This is a genomic window from Enterococcus malodoratus ATCC 43197 (assembly GCF_000407185.1).
Lineage (GTDB): Bacteria > Bacillota > Bacilli > Lactobacillales > Enterococcaceae > Enterococcus_A > Enterococcus_A malodoratus.
In genome coordinates this window covers 679,282-695,879 of record NZ_KE136482.1, presented here as the reverse complement: position 1 = coordinate 695,879, position 16,598 = coordinate 679,282, and the positions used below count along the sequence as shown (strand labels likewise).

Below are 16,598 nucleotides of genomic sequence, written 5' to 3'. Positions count from 1 at the left end.
CGATTAAAGAGTCAATCGGTCTGATTGATGAAGCAACTAAAAACACACCAATCCTAATTTTAGGTTGGTGTGTTTTTTTGATAGCCGTTCAGTTGTTTATACTTAATTCTTTCACTTCCATGATTTGAATATCCCCAATGAATTTAGCTGTTTGGACTTTGTCGATTGTTCCATTTGTCTCGAACAGAGAGTTGGAGATGCCGCAAGCCATGGCATATTTGATGGCATTCTCGATCGAATATCCTTGGCTGATCGCAAAAGCCATGCCGCCAACAGTGGAATCGCCGCAACCGGTTGTATTCACGATCTCAACTTTAGGAATCTGCACGTCATAAATCTGGGAGCCATGTTTGACTAGGGCTCCGTCGCCGCCTTGCGAGATCATGATGGTGTCGATAGCGTCAAAAATCGGTTGATGTAAAATGGTGATCAGCTCTTCATTCGATCGAATCTCTTTTCCAATCAATTCTTCCAACTCGGCCGTATTAGGTTTGATAAAACTTGGACGGACAGCTGGCTGGGCTAAAACATTTTCCAATTGCTCGCCAGAGATATCCATTAAAATCGGGAACTTTTCCCCTACGATCGAGCGAATGAATTGCAGCAGATGAAAGTGGAAATTCGGATCGTCAGAATTTACCGAACCAGAAATACAAATCACATCAATTGCGTACTTTTGTAAAAGATTAGCGATATGCTGAAAGAAAAGCTGTTCATTTTCTTTAGAAAGATAAAGGCCCTTTTCTACAAGTTCCGTATGGGTATTCCCGTCATGCATGATCGTAATCGCGTTTCGCGAATTGCCTTCAACTGGCAGAAATTCAAGCTGGTAACGGTCTTCAGCGACCAATGTATCTAAAATCATTTTTCCGACAGGTCCGCCTAATATTCCGGTCAAAATGACTCCTTCACCAGATTGTGCGATGACTCTGCCGGCATTGATTCCTTTTCCTCCAATAGATGTGTGTGGATTTTCTACACGATTTACTTGGTCCAAATTCAGTGAAGAAACAAGGTAGTTGTAATCCATTGAAGGATTCAACGTAATCGTCAAAATCATTCCTGTTCCTCCTTAATGATCGTCGTATACGAATTGTAGTAGTCGAATGTTGTTTCGGAAAGCTTGTCATCTGTCACCAGATAATCAATATCAGATAGAGAATAGAAGGTATAGACATCCGAGCGATTAAATTTAGAACTGTCCGCAACGACACATTTTTTCCGAGCGTGCTTAAAGGCCACTCGTTGGATCGATCCCTCGATCGAGTTTGCGGTCGTGACATTGTTATCAAACACGCCATTTGTTGCTGCAAAAGCCAAGTCAATATTCAAATTTTCGAAGCTTCTTTCCGCGATTTCGCCATAAAACTCTTCAGTCGTGCGGGAAAATTCCCCACCAGTCAACAGGACGCGATAATCCGTGTTGTAAATCAAATAATTAAAAGCCAGCAGACTATTTGTGATTACAAATAAGTTTGCTTTTTTTATTTCTGGAAGGGCATGGAGCATGGTGGTTCCGGCACCGATATAGATCGTGTCGTTATCTGAAATAATGCTGTTCATGACTTTTCCAATAAATTGTTTCTCTGGAACATTGGTGTCGATTTTTTCTTGAGTAGAAAGCTCCTGCTCAATTTTTTCAAGTTTTTGTGCGCCGCCATAAATCTTTACTAACAAAGAATTTTCAGCCAGCTCATTGATATCTCTTCGAATCGTCATATCTGAGACATCTAATTTCGCAGATATTTCAGGAATCGACAGATAGTCATTCACGTGTAACAAATCCAAAATCTTTTCTTGTCGCTCTTTCTTTAACATGAAATCACCTCTAATTAAGTAAGCTCTTACAATAGCCGATAATCAAGCCGGCTATGTCTATACACTAATTAATAGCATTTAAAGAAAGAAAAAGCAAGGATAAATGTTCAGTTGTGATAAGTTTTGTTAATTACTATTAAATTATCTGATAGCAGTTTGTTGATATTTGAAATAAAAAGAAAAGAAAGCGTTGACAAAGGATTTCAAGCATTGTATATTTACATTGCGAAACACATGTTAACAAAGTTTAACAAAATATTTCAGATTTATTGAGAAAGGAGTGACAGATTGGTGAGTTATAAAGATATGTTTCATGAGCAATTGATTCACCTTGAGGTGGAAGGAGCGACTGAGGAGGCTGTTTTTGAAAAGGTTGCGGCTCAATTGCGCGATCTCGGATTTGTCAATGAAGGCTATCTGAGAGGAATTACAGCTCGGGAACAAAAATTTCCGACAGGGTTGATCACGCAGCATGTGAATATTGCTTTGCCGCACTCAGATCCTGAATACGTTGAGAAACCATTCGTTTATATTGCGCGTTTGAAAAATGAGGTCAAAGTGAAGCAGATGGGCGACAGTCAAGAAATGGGCGTCAAAAATTTATTCTTTTTAGGAATCAAAGATCCAAAAGGACAGGTCGGGTTATTGCAGGCCTTCATGGAATTATTTATGCAGGAAGAGTTCGTCACAAGGTTTATCAATGCGCAAGACGAAACCGATATTTATCAATTGTTTACAGCAAACATCTAAAAGTAATTATTAAAAGAAAATTAATTGAAAATTGGAGGAATAGAAGATGAAAAGAAGATTGATTGTTGCATGTGGAAGCGGTGTCGCTACAAGTCAGACGATTGCTAGTAAAATCGCGAGTTTATTAGAAGATGACGGGATTGATTTTCCAGTCGACGCAGTGGATTACAAATCGATTCAAAGCGAACTGCCTTCTACTGGGATTTATGTTTACGTTGCACAGCCGGATGATGAAGTTTTGGAAAAAGCAGAGGAGTTGGGTGTGAATGTTTTTCCTGGTATCCCGTTCTTGACCGGGATGGGTTCGGACAAGATTTACGAGGACATTAAAGCATTAGTTGAATAAAAAACCTTACTAAAGAAAGAAGTGGAAAAAGTGCAAGTATTTCAGGACATAATAAATTATATTCTTGGTTTAGGATCCGCTATTTTTGTTCCATTGATTATTTTACTTTTAGGTCTAGTTGCCGGAATGAAACTTAAAAAAGCCTTCATGTCAGCGATCACGCTGGGAATCGCCTTCACAGGGATGTCGATGGTGATTGGCTTTATGTCAAATGCAGTAAGTCCTGCATCAGAAGCGTTAGCCAAAAATACGGGACTTAATCTTCCAGCCTTGGATTTAGGGTGGACAGGGGCTGCTAGTATTACGTGGTCATGGTCGTATGCCTTTGTATTTTTTGCGGTTGTTCTTGGTGTAAATTTCGTGATGTTGATTTTAAATTGGACGAAGACTTTGAACGTCGATATGTGGAATGTTTGGGGCAAAGCGTTAACTGCCTACCTTGTTTACTTCATCAGCGGTAGTTTGATCGCGGGATTTGCGACAGCGATCGTTCAAGTGATTTTGGAATTAAAAATGGGGGACATGTTCCAACGACATATCGAAGACTTAACGGGAATTCCATTAGTTACAGTGACGCATTTAATGAATATTTCAGCTGTTTTATTACTGCCGATAAATATTTTGATGGATAAGATTTCTTTCCTTAATAAACAGGCAGATACTAAAGCTTTGAAGAAAAAGATCGGTATTTTCTCTGAAAACTCAGTAATGGGCTTTATTATCGGTTTAGGTCTTGGACTTGCGGCGGCATATGGAGTCTCAGGTTCGCTAAATCTGGCTATTCAAATCGCTACGGCAATGGCTTTGTTCCCAATGATTTCTAAAATGTTCATGCAATCATTGTCGCCACTAGCAGATGCAATGTCAGAAATGATGAAAAAACGCTTCAAGGATCGCGAAGTGTACATTGGATTAGACTGGCCGGTTTTGGCTGGACGTTCTGAAATTTGGGTAACTGCGATTCTATTGGTTCCAGTATTTATCGGATATGCGATTATTTTGCCGGGGAATGCGGTATTGCCATTAGCCGGAATCATTAACTATTCGATTGCAGTTGGCGGTTTATTATTAACTGGCGGAAATCTTGTCCGAATGCTGATCATGGGTGTCATTTCGATGCCGATCTATCTATATGCAGCTACGTATCTGACACCGATTTTAACCGGGTTAGCAGATAAAACCGGGGCGGTTGAAGGTATTAAAAAAGGCCAGCAAATCACTTGGTCTTCAATTGAAGGACCAGAATTCAGAATTTTATTCGCTGAAGCCTTTAAAGGGAATATATTAGGGATTGTCGGTGCAGTGATTTTTATCGCGATGTTCGTTTGGTTATACAAGTATATGAATAAAGCCAAAGTACCAAGCCAAAGATATGAAGCAGCAACGGATAAAAAGGTCAGCAATGTAGAAGTTGCAAGTTAATGTAGGAATTGTTTCGAAAACGGTTAGATAAAAATGAAGGCAGGTAAAAATAATGACTAAAAAGAGCAGTAACCGAGAAAAAACGAAGTGGTTGTTTCTATTATTTATCGCCATCCTATGTTTTGTTCTAGCCTTTTCGACGCAGCAGTTAATCTTTAATTTTATTGCGATTGCGCTCGCTGTTTATATCTACAAGTATGGCAATCCGATTCTTTTCAAAGAGTATGACGAACGCAGAAAAAACAAGTATGAGGAAGCCATGCAGGTTCGAAAAGCGGCGCAAACAGCTATTAGCAGTAAAAGAATTTTCAAAAAATAGAAAAGGTGGTCTCGACTATGTCAGACGGACGGATGATTTTTGAGAGAGAGCGCGAGGACTTGGCGCGGATTGTAAAATTGATTTTTGCACGGAAGAATACGAATGTCGCTGGAGGTAACTTTTCTTTTAAAACGACAGACAAAAATGGAAAAGACTATATAATTATGACACCAACGATGATGTCGGAAGCCTATTTAGGAGAAGTGTCGCCGGCACAAATTTTAGTTGTTGAACCGCACACGCGCAAAGTCATCGATGGGGTTGGAAAGCTGACTCGTGAAATCAATTTACACGAGGCGGTTTATGACACGAATCCAGAAATTAAAGCTGTCTTACATGCACATGCTCCCAACTCGATGTTTTGGGCTACCGCTGGTTTAGATATGCCGAACTTGACAGAAGCAACGCAAAAAATCGGCTATGTGCCAGTGTTAGGATTCGAGCCGAATTGTTCGCCGGAACTAGCAGATCTAGTTTCCAGCTATATGGAAAAAGAACAATTAGACCTGCCGAACATGCTTCTATTGAACAGTCACGGCGTGTTGATCAGTGCACCAGGTGAAACTGGAATCGAAGCAATTCATAAAGCGCTGCAAATCCTTGATACAACAGAATGGAATGCCGAGATTGCCTATAAACAAACGATTTTCCAATCATTAGGCCTGTTGGATGGCTACTATTCAAAAGGAAAACAAGTCGGAACCATAGAAGACTTGAAAGATCATACCCCGATTTATAACCGTGAAGAGATTTTAGCGGGTGGGGATTAAGAGGAAATAAAAGCTTGAACAGGGAAGAGAATTTTCATCTTCCTGTTCAAGTTTTTTTATTTTTGTTTATTTTGAGTTCAAATATAGTAAACTATCTCTAGTACATTTAACTGAAATTTGATACGCTAGGTGAGAAAAGAGGCGATGAAATGTTAAAAACGGATCGATTTCAAGCAATCATGTCGTTGTTGGAAGTTAGCGGAACGGTAAGGGTCAATGAAATCATGGAAAAATTATCGGTTTCTGATATGACGGTGCGGCGTGATTTGGACGAATTGGAGAAACAAGGATTATTAGAGCGGGTGCATGGCGGTGCGAAATTGAAAGATTTTTATCGACATGTAGAGCTTTCACATACGGAAAAGCAAATAATGCTTCAGGCCGAAAAACAGCGGATTGTTGAAAAAGCCAATGAGCTGATCAATGATGGCGATACTATTTTTCTAGGACCTGGAACGACGATCGAACTATTGTCGAAAATCATCAAGGCCGATGGGTTGCGGATCGTGACAAATTGTTTGCCGGTGTTTGAGGAACTAAACAAGCATAAGGGCAATCGGAAAATTTATTTATTAGGCGGCGAATTACGGGAAACAACACAATGTTTCGTCGGCGAGATTACTAACAAGTCGCTGAACGATATGAATTTTCATAAAGCATTCTTCAGCTGTAACGCCTTAAACGAACAAAAAATTATGACATCGACCTTTGAAGAAGGGCAGACGCAGCAAATTGCTCTGAATAATTCCGTTGAACGTTTCTTGCTGATCGACCATTCTAAAATCGGGAAGAGAGATTTTTCTGTGTACTATAACCTCCATGACGTGACGGCAGTTATAATTGATGAAGACGAACAGAAACATTACGAAAAGATCGAAAAAGAAGAAAGGTATATTGTTTAAAATAGTAGATAGGATACCTCTGAAATTTCTCTTCTGAGATTTCGGAGGTGTTTTTTTATAAAATAATAATTTTTAAAATTGTTTCTAATACCTGAATAATTCATAGATCTAATTTTTTTGGGAAAATAACGTTTATACATCGATTTGAGTTGAATTTTCTTTTTTCAACCGGTTTGTACTTGCGAAAACAGATTTCCTTTTGTTTTTTTAACGAAGATAGGGAATCTGGAGCTGTTTTTGGGCGCACGAATCCCTTAGTGATTCCATGTCTTTTTAAAAGCTGATTGCTATTTTACACTTGCCAACTGAGTTGCTGGATTTTGTCCAGTAACTGATAAAACAAGTCTTGATAGACATGGGAGGAGCTCATCCGTAAAAGCAATCTACGGCCACTGCGGACTAATTTACCCGCGACCTTGAACAGGCGGAGCCGCAATGTGTCGACTTGGAATGTCGCTTCCTTTTCAGGTAGACATATGGTCTTCATGAAGTTGACCAGGTTGTAAGCCAACAGGCTTACCATCATCCGTGCATGATTTTCCAAGAAGCTTGAGCTATCCGTCTTGTCGAAATAGAACCCATTTTTTGCTTCCTTGATGAAGTTCTCCATGGTGCCGCGTTTATGGTAAATCTGGAAGATGGTTTTCGCGGATAGTTCCTCGTGAAAATTAGTGACCACGTACTCGTGACTGAACACCAGCTGATTCGATTCCCGAGTCGATTTGATACAGATTCGACGTTTTTGGGACCAGCTATTGGCTTGATAGAACGCGGAATAGTAGTGGACTTCCCTTTCCTCCCAGGGATGGTCGTCCCCAACCAGGACAAAGGTTTCCGCTAGTTTTTCCACGACTTTATTTGATTTCAGGCGGATGACATAGAAACTTTCGTTGGATTCACACGTATCATAGACCTCGGGCGTCGCAAAGCCGCTGTCTCCCCGGACCAAAATATCAGTGCAGGGAAGGACTTGACGGTAATGTGTGAGCATCGGTGCCAGAAAATCTTTTACACCTTTTGACGTATACACATTTCCAGAACGAAGTTCTGCTTTCAGAAAGTCTCCCGTAAGGCCATCGAAGGCTACCAACGGATGATAGCCCTGTGTGCCGTAATGGGCATTGTGCTCAGTCTTTTCTTGATTCCCGAACGTATCCGAATGTGTGGAATCTAAATCGATGATCATTTGGGTATTGTTCCGTTCCATGCGGACCTTGTCCAGCATGGCTTGGTTCAGTTCCTGGAACTGTGCAATGTTCTCCTCGCTGATCCGGTCCCAGAAGCGGGATAGCGAGGCCTGGGAGGCGATGGCTTCCTTATCCAAAACCAACCGAAAAATGGGATCTTCCTTCAAGAGATTGGCGGATGAATCTGCGGAATATCCGGCAATCAACTGGAAGAGCAGCTGTTCGAGCAGGGAGATGTTGTCATGAGTCCAATAAATACGGTCCTCATTGAAGTGGAGGAATTGCTTCGCGAACGAATAAAATCCAAGCGAATTCATGAATTCCTTCACCAAGATGAGACCGGCATCTGACGAAAGATTACCACCGGTGTTTGACACCACCATTTTAGAGTTGAATTTTACGTGTTTTTCCTGTAATGTAGCCATTGAGAGAACCCCTTTCTTGGTTTAGTTTAGACACTTTAACCATAGCAGATTGGGGTTCTTTTTGTACACCCAAAGGGTGCGGTAAAAGAAAAGAAGAACCGTGCGTTAATAAGCTTTTAATAGAGTTTCAGAAATTCTATGAATTATTCAGGTAATACTCAACAATATACATAAAGATTAAAAGATAGAGTAATTTTTGGGGTTATTTCTGATGTATCATAGAAATAGACAAAGAGCAGTTAAAAAATTAAAATGAGATTTTAAAATAGAAGGAGAGTACACTTATGCCAAAAACATTGTCGCAAATCACACTTTTTACTATGGGAAAAAAGAATCTTGAAAAACGTATTTTGAAAGCGCACACAGAGTCGCCGGATGCAGATACCACCGTTCAATACCTTGTGGCAGTGCTGATTCGTCAATGTTTGTGCGTAAGTGACTTTGCAGGGATCTGTAACGACTTAATCAGAGAAATCTTTCTATTTGCGGAGCCGACAGAAGTGCTGCGCAAATTTTGTCCGCTGTTTCGTGATGCTTTTGAAAACGAAAAGGAATGGGACCAAGTCCTCAAACGTTTCTACAAAAACTCAAAACAAATCCACCGTTACAACAACCGTTTAGGCGACAGCAAAAGATACTTGCTCGAAAAAACAACACCTGTTGAAGCGTTAGAAGGTCAACAATATAAAATTCTTTCGACCTTTGAAGATGCGATGGGCAAGGTGCACACGTGGAGTTTGCGCGATGCTGATCCGAATTCCTCGGCAACTAAAATCGATTCTGTCTTAGAATTGATGTCCTCTTTAACTATTTTCGAAAAGAATGACGTTCGACGCTTTGTCAAATTGGAAAACTCCGAAATCGACAACTGTACCCGCGATATCAAGATCAGAAAAGGAGAAATTCTGGAGGATACCACTCCCGTCGAGGAACTTCAAGCAGAAGTGGGACTATCACCAGAAGCTGATTTGAATGATTTAACGGAGGGAGAAAAGCTGGAAATAGTAAAATTACTTCTACCTGAAGGCATCGTTTTGACGGATACCCGCATGGAAGAACTCAAAGAAGACGTTTCGGCAAATGATTCGGACATTAATGCGCCAGAAAAAACGATCGCCGCTACAGCTCAAAAAGCTGAACCAATCAGTGATTCAACCGCATCTGCTGTCAAAGAACCGCCAAAAGCCGAAACCAAGAAACCTGCTGCACAGAAACCGATGGCACTTTCCGCAACAGAGAAAAGTCCCTATGTAGATTATAAAAAACCGAAAAGTAAGAAGCAAAAGCAGGTAGAATCCCAAGCTGAACTGTTCAAAAAGACCCCAGAAGGCAAACGCGCCTCGCGGAAAAGGAAGAAAAAGTGAGGGGGAGTTCTTGGTGATTTGAGAGGCTTCTTTGGTATGACCAATAGTTAAATTAACTGTTTATTTGTTGTGGTCAATTAAAGAGATAAGGTGAATGAAATAGCCGAATAATCATATGCTGGTCTTTGTACTAGTCATATGGTTATTCGGCCTATTGGGTTTATTTTAAAATGTAAAATTAGTCTTCATTTGAAAGCTCAAAATCAACGACCTCTTGATATTTTTCAATCGTTTCTTCATCCAATGAATGGTTAGTGATGAACGTATCGCCTTTTTGCAGAGTATAAAAATCAAATAAAGCATTTTGCTTGAATTTGAACTTATCCGCGACGATATAGCGTTCTTGTGAATTGCTGAGAGCCTTGCTTTGCAATTCACCGCCGTCAATATTGAAGGTAGTCACGGAAAAATCGTGCACACCATTGATACCGATGAACGCTTTGGTGAACTGCAATTTTGAAATCATATCCGAAGATAGAGCTCCGCTAAAGGAGTTCGATCGCTTATCAAACTTTCCACCAATCGATATTACATCATAATCATTGTCGCTTTCCACCAGCTTTTTAAAGACAGAATAGCTGGAGGTCACTATTTGAACATTGGGAACGGTAATGTAGTCCACAATCAGTTCGATCGTAGTACCAGGACCTAAGAAAACAATATCGTTTGCCAGAATCTTTTTAGCGGCAAGTTTCGCGACTTGTTTCTTTTCCGGCAGATGAATCTCCTTATTTTCTGTATAGCTCATATGGTTGTTTGCGATAAAATCAACACTGGTAGCTCCGCCATGAGTTCTGACCAGCAAACCCTCCTTGTCCAAATTATCTAAGTCCCTTCGAACAGTCATCACAGATACATTCAATTCTTTCTCCAGTTCAGTTACAGAAATACTTCCCTTTTTGTTTACGAGAGAAAGGATGAAATGCATTCTATCACTTTTAAGCATGAAATTCCTCCTTAGATCTTCAATATTATATTCAACAATTTCTGTGTACAGCAATATAAGAATTAACTGATACTTCGTTAAAGCGGAAATCTTTTCTATAGTTAATTTAACATGAAACGAACGTTCAAACAAGTTGAAAGAACAAAAAGGAACAATTAAGTGCAAAAAGAATCAAAAATAGATTGACAAGAAAAATGTAAAGCGGTATCATTTGCTCGAAGCTAACAAAAAAGAACAAAAAGAACAGGAGGGAACAAAATGCGCTATATTCTAGCGAGTCATGGTCCGTTTGCGAAAGCAGCGTTAGCAAGTGCGGAAATGATCGTCGGTGAGCAAGAAAATGTTGATGTTTTGGAAGTTGGATTTGACACGTCTTTAGACGGAATGAAAGGAGAGATCGTTGAAGTAATCAAGCGATACGAGGAAGAAGAGTACATTATTTTTTGCGATATTTTAGGCGGAACACCGTTTAATGCCAGCATCAAGGTGCTGCATGAGTTTGAAAGACTTTCAATTGTCACAGGATTTAATCTGCCGATGTTGATCGAGGTATTTATGACACCATTAGAAACGAGACAGCAATTATTGGAAAAAGTTCGGGAGGTTTATCCGGAAAGTCTAAACATTTTTGACAGTTCGATGTTAGAAACTGAAGAAGAGGAAACGTACGAGTTATAAAGGCAAAATCGTAAGACAGATCTGTTTATCACTAAAAAACTATTATTGTGAGGAGAAAGACGATGGCTATTGAATTAGTAAGAATCGATGACCGGTTGATCCACGGTCAAGTCGCAACAACTTGGACAAGAAACTATGATATTGAACAAATTTTGATCATCGATAATAAAACGAAAAACGATCCGGTACAAGCGTCTGTCGCAAATTTTGCAGTACCTCCTGGGGTAAAGGTAATTATCTTCGGTGTCGCACAGTTTGCGGAAGTCATGAAAAAAACAGAAATCAAAAAACGCACGATGCTTTTGTTTACCACTCCGGTGGATATTCTTCAATTAGTGAATGAAGGATTGAAAATTTCTGAAGTAAACGCAGGGTGGCATGCGTTTCAGAGATGGAAGAAAGCGTCTGTCAAAAGCGATTTCGGTTACTGAAGAAGAGGATCAGGCATTTAGCGAACTGATGGACAAAAACATCCATATCAACGTACAGATGGTTCCGAAAGATCCACGCGTTGATTATAAAACATTGATCTAAAGAAGGAGGGGAAGGAATGTTAGTAACATCCTTATTAGTTGCCTGTTGGGCGGGCTTTTGTGCGCTAGACCAATTTGGACCGCATTTGGGTTTCAGAAAACCGCTTTTAGCAGGAGTTGTCGTTGGTTTGATCTTGGGCGAGCCGACAGAAGGGTTGATTATTGCTGGAACACTGGAATTGATGTGGCTAGGAACAAATAATGTCGGCGCCTACCAACCGCCTGATGTTATCTCGGGGGCAGTTGTTGGAACGGCGATTGGCATTTTATCCGGAGGCGGAGAAGCTGCTGGGGTAGCGGTCGCGATCCCGGTAGCGTTGCTGGTTCAACAATTGAGCATGATCATCATGACGTTCAACGTTACTTTAGTCCATCGGGCAGACAAAATCATTCAAACTGGAGAATTTGGCGGAATCGACAAACTGCAATATCTTGGCGGGTTTTTCTTTTTCCTAAGTCGGGCGATTCCTGTTTTCATCGCTGTTTATCTTGGAGCACCAGCGATTGAAGCGGTTTTAGATGCTGTTCCAGCATTCATATTATCTGGCTTGACCATCGCTTCGAAAGTGATTCCGGCTGTTGGGTTGGCGATGCTGCTTTCGATGATGATGAAAAAGAACATGTGGATTTTCCTGCTTTTAGGCTTTGCTTTAGCAACGTTCTTAGAACTGCCGACGATTGCGGTAGCGATGTTCGCTTTATGTGCGGCAGCCTTATATGACATTTTAATGAATCGGGCCGGTGGCGGAAATGACGGGGACTCAGACAGCTCGACGGTTACCGTTGCTGATGATGAAGGGAGCTTTGATCTGTAATGGAAAGTACAATCACGAAAAAAGATCTGAACAAAGTATTTTGGCGTTCGCAATTAATCCAATTTTCTCACAATTACGAACGGATGCAGAGTCTCGGAACGCTCTACTCGATCACACCAGTGTTGAAACGTCTTTACAAAGACCGTCCGGTTGAAGAAAAGATCGAAGCTCAGCAGCGACACTTGGAGTTTTTTAATAGTCATCCAGTTTTGGTACCGTTTATTCTGGGAATCACGATCGCATTGGAAGAAAGTACCGATGAAGACGAAAAAGAATCAGTTATCGCCGTTAAGACCAGTTTGATGGGGCCATTAGCCGGTTTAGGCGACAGTTTATTGAATTTCACTTGGTTTCCGATCGCCGGAAGTATCGGAGCCTCCTTTGCTGTTGACGGGAACTTTATCGGCCCGGTTTTGATGTTCGTCATGATCAATGCGCTTTATTTCCCGTTGAAGTATTATGGCGTTCATATGGGGTATACAAAGGGGCGGGAGCTGCTGACTTCTGAAAATGGCAAGAAGCTGCTAGACCGGATCAGTACGTCCGCCAATGTTTTAGGGGTAATGGTTACAGGCGCGTTGATCGCCTCGACCGTTAATATCACTCTTGGCTTGCAGTATGGTAAAGGGGATACAGCGATCAAGGTTCAGGAAATGTTAGACAAAGTAATGCCGAATATGCTACCGATGTTAATGACGATTCTATGTTTGTATTTGTTAAAAAAATGGAATGGGAAACACGTAGTTGCCATGATTTTCGTCATTATCTTTATCGCGATCGCTTTATCAGCATTCGGAATCTTGGTATAAGGGAAGGAAAAAGATGCGTACAATTTTAGTTTTGATGGATACGTTACGAAAGGATTACTTATCCACTTATAATCCAACGACCAATGTACTAACTCCTAACTTAGATGCCTTTGCCGAGGATTCGCTGACTTTTGATAATCACTATATTGGTTCAACGCCGTGTATGCCTGCACGGCGGGATTTAATGACTGGTCGATTAAACTTTTTGGAACGTTCTTGGGGGCCGATTGAACCCTTTGATATTACGTTGCCTAAAGTGCTGGCTGAGCAGGAGGTCTTTTCACATCTGACGACGGATCACACCCATTATTTCAGATTAGGCGGCGAAGGGTACATCAATCAGTTTACGACGTGGGATTTTCAGCGCGGACAAGAAGGGGATCCATGGCATTCGATCATGCGCGATCCTGAGTGGATGCCGGAACAATACCACGGGCGTTTAAGAAAACAATATCAAGCGAACCGCGAACTATGGCATGAGAATGAAGAGGCTTATCCGACACCGCGAACTTTTGCTTCAGCTTGTGATTGGCTGGAAACGAATAAAGGAGAAGATGACTTCTTTCTGCAAGTAGAAGTTTTTGATCCGCATGAGCCTTTTGATGTGCCCCAAAAATACATGGATATCTATCAAAAGGACTATTCAGGTCCATTTTTCGAAACACCGGTCTACGGAGAAGTCGATGTCCCTGCGGAAGCGGAAGAATATATTCGAAATCGTTATTCGGCCCTGGTGACTATGACAGACGTTCATTTCGGGCGTTTAATCGATAAGTTAAAAGAAACGGAGATGTATGAGGATACGCAGATCATTGTAACCTCTGATCATGGCTATTTCTTGGGTGATCGCGAGCTGTTTGGAAAAAACTATATGCATAATTTCAACGAGCTAGCCGCGATTCCGTTGTTTGTTAAGCATCCGCAAGGGAAAAAAGCGGGTGAAAGGACAGATGAGGTAACGCAAAATATCGATGTGATGCCAACTGTGCTGGATGCATTTGGAGCAACCACTCCAGAAGAGGTGCAAGGAGCTTCTTGGCAGCCGATTTTTGAAGACGAACCGCGAGATAAATCCTTCGCGCTTTATGGGGCTCATGGAATCACAGTCAATATCACCGATGGCAAATACAGCTATTTCCGTTCGCCAAATGAAGAGAATCAGCCGTTGTTCGAGTATGCGGGGATTCCAACAACGATTCGACATTATTTAGGAGAAGCAGATCCTGCAGCTATTCAAACTGGCCGCTTTTTGGCTAGGACGGAATTCCCTGTTTTCAAAGTGCCGATCAAACGCGCTGCAATTTTAGATGGCTTGCCGGATGTCTCTGAATATACCAAGGATAGTTTGCTGTTTGATCTTAAAAAAGACCCAATGCAGCAAAACCCGGTCATTGATCCAGAGATCGAAGAACGGTATAAAACCCATTTAAAGACGCAGTTAGACATTTTGGAGGCGCCAGTCGAATAATTTGAACGACTTTCGCTGAATGAGTAGGAAAGAGTGGATTTCGAATGAAAGAAACATATATTGATCAGTTATCTACGAATGAAGTGTTGAGAAGAATCAATTCATCGGACCAAGAGATCGCGGGTATCGTTGAAAAGAAAATAACCAAAATCGAGGAAGCTGTTGAATTAGCTTGTCAAAAATTTTTACAAGGTGGAAGAATCATCTATTGCGGTGCCGGCAGTTCTGGCCGTATCGCCGCAATGGATGCACTGGAAATGACGCCGACTTACGGAATTGATCCTGCGCGCTATTTTTGTTTACTAGCGGGTGGCGAGGAAGCAATGTTTCGCGCAGTCGAACAGGCCGAGGATTCAGAAGAACAAGCTTATCAAGAGGTAAAAAAGGTTCAATTGAACGCCTCAGACGTTGTAGTAGCGATTGCTGCCAGCGGAAGAACACCATATTGTATGGCGGCGCTAAAGTATGGAAAAGAGATCGGTGCGTCCACGATTGGCATTTCTTGCGTTGAAACAAGTGAGCTAGGCGAACTGGCAGAAGTTGCGATTGATCTTCCTGTCGGGAAAGAAGTTGTTAGCGGTTCGACCCGAATGAAGGCTGGGACCGCTCAAAAGCTAGTTCTAAATATGTTTTCTACGTCTCTAATGATTCGTTTGGGTAAAGTTTTTGAAGAGGCAATGATCTATGTTCAGCCAATCAATCAAAAATTGGTTCAGCGTTCTATCGCTATTTTGAGCAAGATAGCCAAGATAACGAACGAAGAAGCGGAAATACTTTTAAAAGAGAACGATTTTGATCTTCCGATGGTCATTTTGATTCAGCGCTTAGCTCTTACTCAAAATGAGAGTCGTGATCTACTCGCTAAGCACAATGGTAATCTATCAAAAATTCTTAAATAGATGGGAGTTTTAAGCAGTGAAGCACATCTCTGTTTTGATCAAACCGGCATCATCGCTTTGTAATATTCGTTGCAAATACTGTTTCTATGCAGATATCAGTTCACTTAGAGACGTGCGCTCTTATGGGAAAATGACGGATGACACAACTCAAAAAATGATTGCCAATCTTTACTTGGATCTGGAAGACGGAGATGAGCTGACACTGGCCTTTCAAGGTGGAGAGCCGACCTTAGCAGGAATCGGCTATTTTGAGAAGCTTGCAGAATTGGTTGAACAGCAGACCAAAAGAGTCACTGTTCATTATGCGATTCAAACAAATGGCATATTGATCAATCAACGCTGGTGCCGTTTGTTTAAGCGGTACAACTTTTTAGTCGGTCTATCGGTTGACGGCAGTCCGATTTATCATAATCTGAATCGTTTAGACATCAAAGGGCGCGGCACCTACCATCGCGTAATGGCGACAAAAAAACTGTTTGACGACCATCAAATTAACTACAATATTTTATGCGTGTTAACTAATCAATTAGCAAAGGAAGCCAAAAAGGTTTTCCGGTTCTTACAAGATAATTGCATTCGATATGTTCAATTTATTCCCTGTTTGGATGAAATAAATGCAGAGAGAAGAAGCAGTTATGCGTTGACACCGCAGCGCTTCGCTACGTTTTATCAGCAGCTGTTCAAACTATGGTTCAAAGAATTGGGAAAAGGGAACTACATAAGTATCAAATTATTTGATGATCTTGTTCATTTATTCGCCCGCAAACAAGTGAATGCTTGCGGGTTGTTGGGAAATTGTCAAGTTCAATATGTAATCGAAGCAGACGGCAGTGTTTATCCCTGCGACTTTTATGTTTTGGACGAGTATCGTATGGGATACATCCAAGAACAAGGTTTAAGGGAACTATTTGAACAAGATATCACTAAAAAATTTCTCTGTGAAAGATCAGCGGACACCAAACTTTGCATGGATTGCCCATTTAAAAATTACTGCGGCGGCGGATGTAAACGAATGAAGGATGCTGTTTATGTGGACGAACAAAAGGAAATGTGCGGTTATCAAGTTTTGCTGAATACGCTAGTTCCTAAAATAAGTGCAATCTTAGAATGTCTGCAACAACAGACAGTGAAAAATAGTTAAAAGGGA

Annotated in this window: 19 protein-coding genes; 15 read left to right on the top strand and 4 right to left on the bottom strand. The window is 41.1% G+C overall.

Annotated elements, in window-relative coordinates:
* Nucleotides 1-88: 88 nt before the first annotated feature.
* Together I585_RS13180 and I585_RS13175 are read right to left on the bottom strand one after the other, a co-directional pair.
* On the bottom strand, nucleotides 89-1,060 hold the full coding sequence (locus tag I585_RS13180) for a 1-phosphofructokinase family hexose kinase (RefSeq protein ID WP_010742286.1): 972 nt from the start codon (nucleotides 1,058-1,060) through the stop codon (nucleotides 89-91).
* Nucleotides 1,057-1,818, bottom strand: a complete 762-nt coding sequence (locus I585_RS13175) for a DeoR/GlpR family DNA-binding transcription regulator (RefSeq protein ID WP_010742285.1) — start codon at nucleotides 1,816-1,818, stop codon at nucleotides 1,057-1,059. The genes I585_RS13180 and I585_RS13175 overlap by 4 nt, the downstream gene beginning before the upstream one ends.
* 291 nt (nucleotides 1,819-2,109) lie before the next feature.
* Between I585_RS13175 and I585_RS13170 the strand changes: the two genes are divergently transcribed.
* The 6 genes from I585_RS13170 to I585_RS13145 all read left to right on the top strand — a co-directional run bounded on the left by I585_RS13170 (nucleotide 2,110) and on the right by I585_RS13145 (nucleotide 6,327).
* Nucleotides 2,110-2,568 carry a PTS sugar transporter subunit IIA gene (locus I585_RS13170; RefSeq protein ID WP_010742284.1) on the top strand — a complete coding sequence of 153 codons (459 nt, stop codon included), beginning with the start codon at nucleotides 2,110-2,112 and terminating at the stop codon, nucleotides 2,566-2,568.
* Between the two features lie 46 nt (nucleotides 2,569-2,614).
* Complete coding sequence (locus I585_RS13165) at nucleotides 2,615-2,914, top strand: PTS sugar transporter subunit IIB (protein ID WP_010742283.1); 300 nt, start codon at nucleotides 2,615-2,617, stop codon at nucleotides 2,912-2,914.
* Between the two features lie 30 nt (nucleotides 2,915-2,944).
* Nucleotides 2,945-4,336: a PTS galactitol transporter subunit IIC gene (locus I585_RS13160; RefSeq protein ID WP_010742282.1), complete on the top strand. Its 1,392-nt coding sequence runs from the start codon at nucleotides 2,945-2,947 to the stop codon at nucleotides 4,334-4,336.
* 52 nt (nucleotides 4,337-4,388) lie between these two features.
* Nucleotides 4,389-4,655 carry a hypothetical protein gene (locus I585_RS13155; protein ID WP_010742281.1) on the top strand — a complete coding sequence of 89 codons (267 nt, stop codon included), beginning with the start codon at nucleotides 4,389-4,391 and terminating at the stop codon, nucleotides 4,653-4,655.
* A 17-nt stretch (nucleotides 4,656-4,672) separates the two neighbouring features.
* Complete coding sequence (locus I585_RS13150) at nucleotides 4,673-5,425, top strand: class II aldolase/adducin family protein (RefSeq protein WP_010742280.1); 753 nt, start codon at nucleotides 4,673-4,675, stop codon at nucleotides 5,423-5,425.
* A gap of 149 nt (nucleotides 5,426-5,574) precedes the next feature.
* Complete coding sequence (locus tag I585_RS13145) at nucleotides 5,575-6,327, top strand: DeoR/GlpR family DNA-binding transcription regulator (RefSeq protein WP_010742279.1); 753 nt, start codon at nucleotides 5,575-5,577, stop codon at nucleotides 6,325-6,327.
* Between the two features lie 292 nt (nucleotides 6,328-6,619).
* On the opposite strand, the gene I585_RS13140 is transcribed toward I585_RS13145, so the two are convergent.
* Complete coding sequence (locus tag I585_RS13140; RefSeq protein WP_010739320.1) at nucleotides 6,620-7,939, bottom strand: IS1380 family transposase; 1,320 nt, start codon at nucleotides 7,937-7,939, stop codon at nucleotides 6,620-6,622.
* 284 nt (nucleotides 7,940-8,223) lie between these two features.
* Here I585_RS13140 and I585_RS13135 point away from each other — a divergent pair, with 284 nt between their 5' ends.
* The gene (locus tag I585_RS13135; protein ID WP_010742278.1) at nucleotides 8,224-9,303 is read left to right on the top strand and encodes a hypothetical protein; all 1,080 of its coding nucleotides are present in this window, start codon (nucleotides 8,224-8,226) and stop codon (nucleotides 9,301-9,303) included.
* Between the two features lie 178 nt (nucleotides 9,304-9,481).
* Here the strand turns inward: I585_RS13135 and I585_RS13130 are convergent, their stop codons facing one another.
* The gene (locus tag I585_RS13130; protein ID WP_010742277.1) at nucleotides 9,482-10,249 is read right to left on the bottom strand and encodes a DeoR/GlpR family DNA-binding transcription regulator; all 768 of its coding nucleotides are present in this window, start codon (nucleotides 10,247-10,249) and stop codon (nucleotides 9,482-9,484) included.
* 258 nt (nucleotides 10,250-10,507) lie between these two features.
* On the opposite strand from I585_RS13130, the gene I585_RS13125 reads away from it, so the two are divergent.
* The 8 genes from I585_RS13125 to I585_RS13095 all read left to right on the top strand — a co-directional run bounded on the left by I585_RS13125 (nucleotide 10,508) and on the right by I585_RS13095 (nucleotide 16,592).
* Nucleotides 10,508-10,927, top strand: a complete 420-nt coding sequence (locus I585_RS13125) for a PTS sugar transporter subunit IIA (RefSeq protein ID WP_010742276.1) — start codon at nucleotides 10,508-10,510, stop codon at nucleotides 10,925-10,927.
* A 62-nt stretch (nucleotides 10,928-10,989) separates the two neighbouring features.
* Entirely contained in the window at nucleotides 10,990-11,358 is a 369-nt protein-coding gene (locus tag I585_RS13120) for a PTS sugar transporter subunit IIB (RefSeq protein ID WP_010742275.1), read from the top strand.
* Nucleotides 11,306-11,461, top strand: coding sequence for a PTS sugar transporter subunit IIB (locus I585_RS23690; RefSeq protein ID WP_010742274.1), 156 nt, complete (start codon nucleotides 11,306-11,308; stop codon nucleotides 11,459-11,461). Before I585_RS13120 ends, I585_RS23690 begins: the two co-directional genes overlap by 53 nt.
* Nucleotides 11,462-11,477: 16 nt before the next feature.
* Entirely contained in the window at nucleotides 11,478-12,275 is a 798-nt protein-coding gene (locus tag I585_RS13115; RefSeq protein ID WP_010742273.1) for a PTS mannose/fructose/sorbose/N-acetylgalactosamine transporter subunit IIC, read from the top strand.
* Complete coding sequence (locus tag I585_RS13110) at nucleotides 12,275-13,084, top strand: PTS system mannose/fructose/sorbose family transporter subunit IID (RefSeq protein ID WP_010742272.1); 810 nt, start codon at nucleotides 12,275-12,277, stop codon at nucleotides 13,082-13,084. The genes I585_RS13115 and I585_RS13110 overlap by 1 nt, the downstream gene beginning before the upstream one ends.
* Before the next feature lie 13 nt (nucleotides 13,085-13,097).
* On the top strand, nucleotides 13,098-14,552 hold the full coding sequence (locus I585_RS13105; RefSeq protein ID WP_010742271.1) for a sulfatase: 1,455 nt from the start codon (nucleotides 13,098-13,100) through the stop codon (nucleotides 14,550-14,552).
* A 44-nt stretch (nucleotides 14,553-14,596) separates the two neighbouring features.
* The gene (locus I585_RS13100; RefSeq protein WP_010742270.1) at nucleotides 14,597-15,451 is read left to right on the top strand and encodes an N-acetylmuramic acid 6-phosphate etherase; all 855 of its coding nucleotides are present in this window, start codon (nucleotides 14,597-14,599) and stop codon (nucleotides 15,449-15,451) included.
* 16 nt (nucleotides 15,452-15,467) lie between these two features.
* Nucleotides 15,468-16,592: a radical SAM/SPASM domain-containing protein gene (locus I585_RS13095; protein WP_010742269.1), complete on the top strand. Its 1,125-nt coding sequence runs from the start codon at nucleotides 15,468-15,470 to the stop codon at nucleotides 16,590-16,592.
* Nucleotides 16,593-16,598: the final 6 nt, after the last annotated feature.

What these genes read in the sequence shown, in the direction of transcription:
- I585_RS13180 (WP_010742286.1), bottom strand. Translation starts at nt 1,060, where the DNA reads ATGATTTTGACGATTACGTTGAATCCTTCAATGGATTACAACTACCTT.
- I585_RS13175 (WP_010742285.1), bottom strand. Translation starts at nt 1,818, where the DNA reads ATGTTAAAGAAAGAGCGACAAGAAAAGATTTTGGATTTGTTACACGTG.
- I585_RS13165 (WP_010742283.1), top strand. Translation starts at nt 2,615, where the DNA reads ATGAAAAGAAGATTGATTGTTGCATGTGGAAGCGGTGTCGCTACAAGT.
- I585_RS13155 (WP_010742281.1), top strand. Translation starts at nt 4,389, where the DNA reads ATGACTAAAAAGAGCAGTAACCGAGAAAAAACGAAGTGGTTGTTTCTA.
- I585_RS13150 (WP_010742280.1), top strand. Translation starts at nt 4,673, where the DNA reads ATGTCAGACGGACGGATGATTTTTGAGAGAGAGCGCGAGGACTTGGCG.
- I585_RS13145 (WP_010742279.1), top strand. Translation starts at nt 5,575, where the DNA reads ATGTTAAAAACGGATCGATTTCAAGCAATCATGTCGTTGTTGGAAGTT.
- I585_RS13140 (WP_010739320.1), bottom strand. Translation starts at nt 7,939, where the DNA reads ATGGCTACATTACAGGAAAAACACGTAAAATTCAACTCTAAAATGGTG.
- I585_RS13135 (WP_010742278.1), top strand. Translation starts at nt 8,224, where the DNA reads ATGCCAAAAACATTGTCGCAAATCACACTTTTTACTATGGGAAAAAAG.
- I585_RS13130 (WP_010742277.1), bottom strand. Translation starts at nt 10,249, where the DNA reads ATGCTTAAAAGTGATAGAATGCATTTCATCCTTTCTCTCGTAAACAAA.
- I585_RS13125 (WP_010742276.1), top strand. Translation starts at nt 10,508, where the DNA reads ATGCGCTATATTCTAGCGAGTCATGGTCCGTTTGCGAAAGCAGCGTTA.
- I585_RS13120 (WP_010742275.1), top strand. Translation starts at nt 10,990, where the DNA reads ATGGCTATTGAATTAGTAAGAATCGATGACCGGTTGATCCACGGTCAA.
- I585_RS23690 (WP_010742274.1), top strand. Translation starts at nt 11,306, where the DNA reads ATGCGTTTCAGAGATGGAAGAAAGCGTCTGTCAAAAGCGATTTCGGTT.
- I585_RS13115 (WP_010742273.1), top strand. Translation starts at nt 11,478, where the DNA reads ATGTTAGTAACATCCTTATTAGTTGCCTGTTGGGCGGGCTTTTGTGCG.
- I585_RS13110 (WP_010742272.1), top strand. Translation starts at nt 12,275, where the DNA reads ATGGAAAGTACAATCACGAAAAAAGATCTGAACAAAGTATTTTGGCGT.
- I585_RS13105 (WP_010742271.1), top strand. Translation starts at nt 13,098, where the DNA reads ATGCGTACAATTTTAGTTTTGATGGATACGTTACGAAAGGATTACTTA.
- I585_RS13100 (WP_010742270.1), top strand. Translation starts at nt 14,597, where the DNA reads ATGAAAGAAACATATATTGATCAGTTATCTACGAATGAAGTGTTGAGA.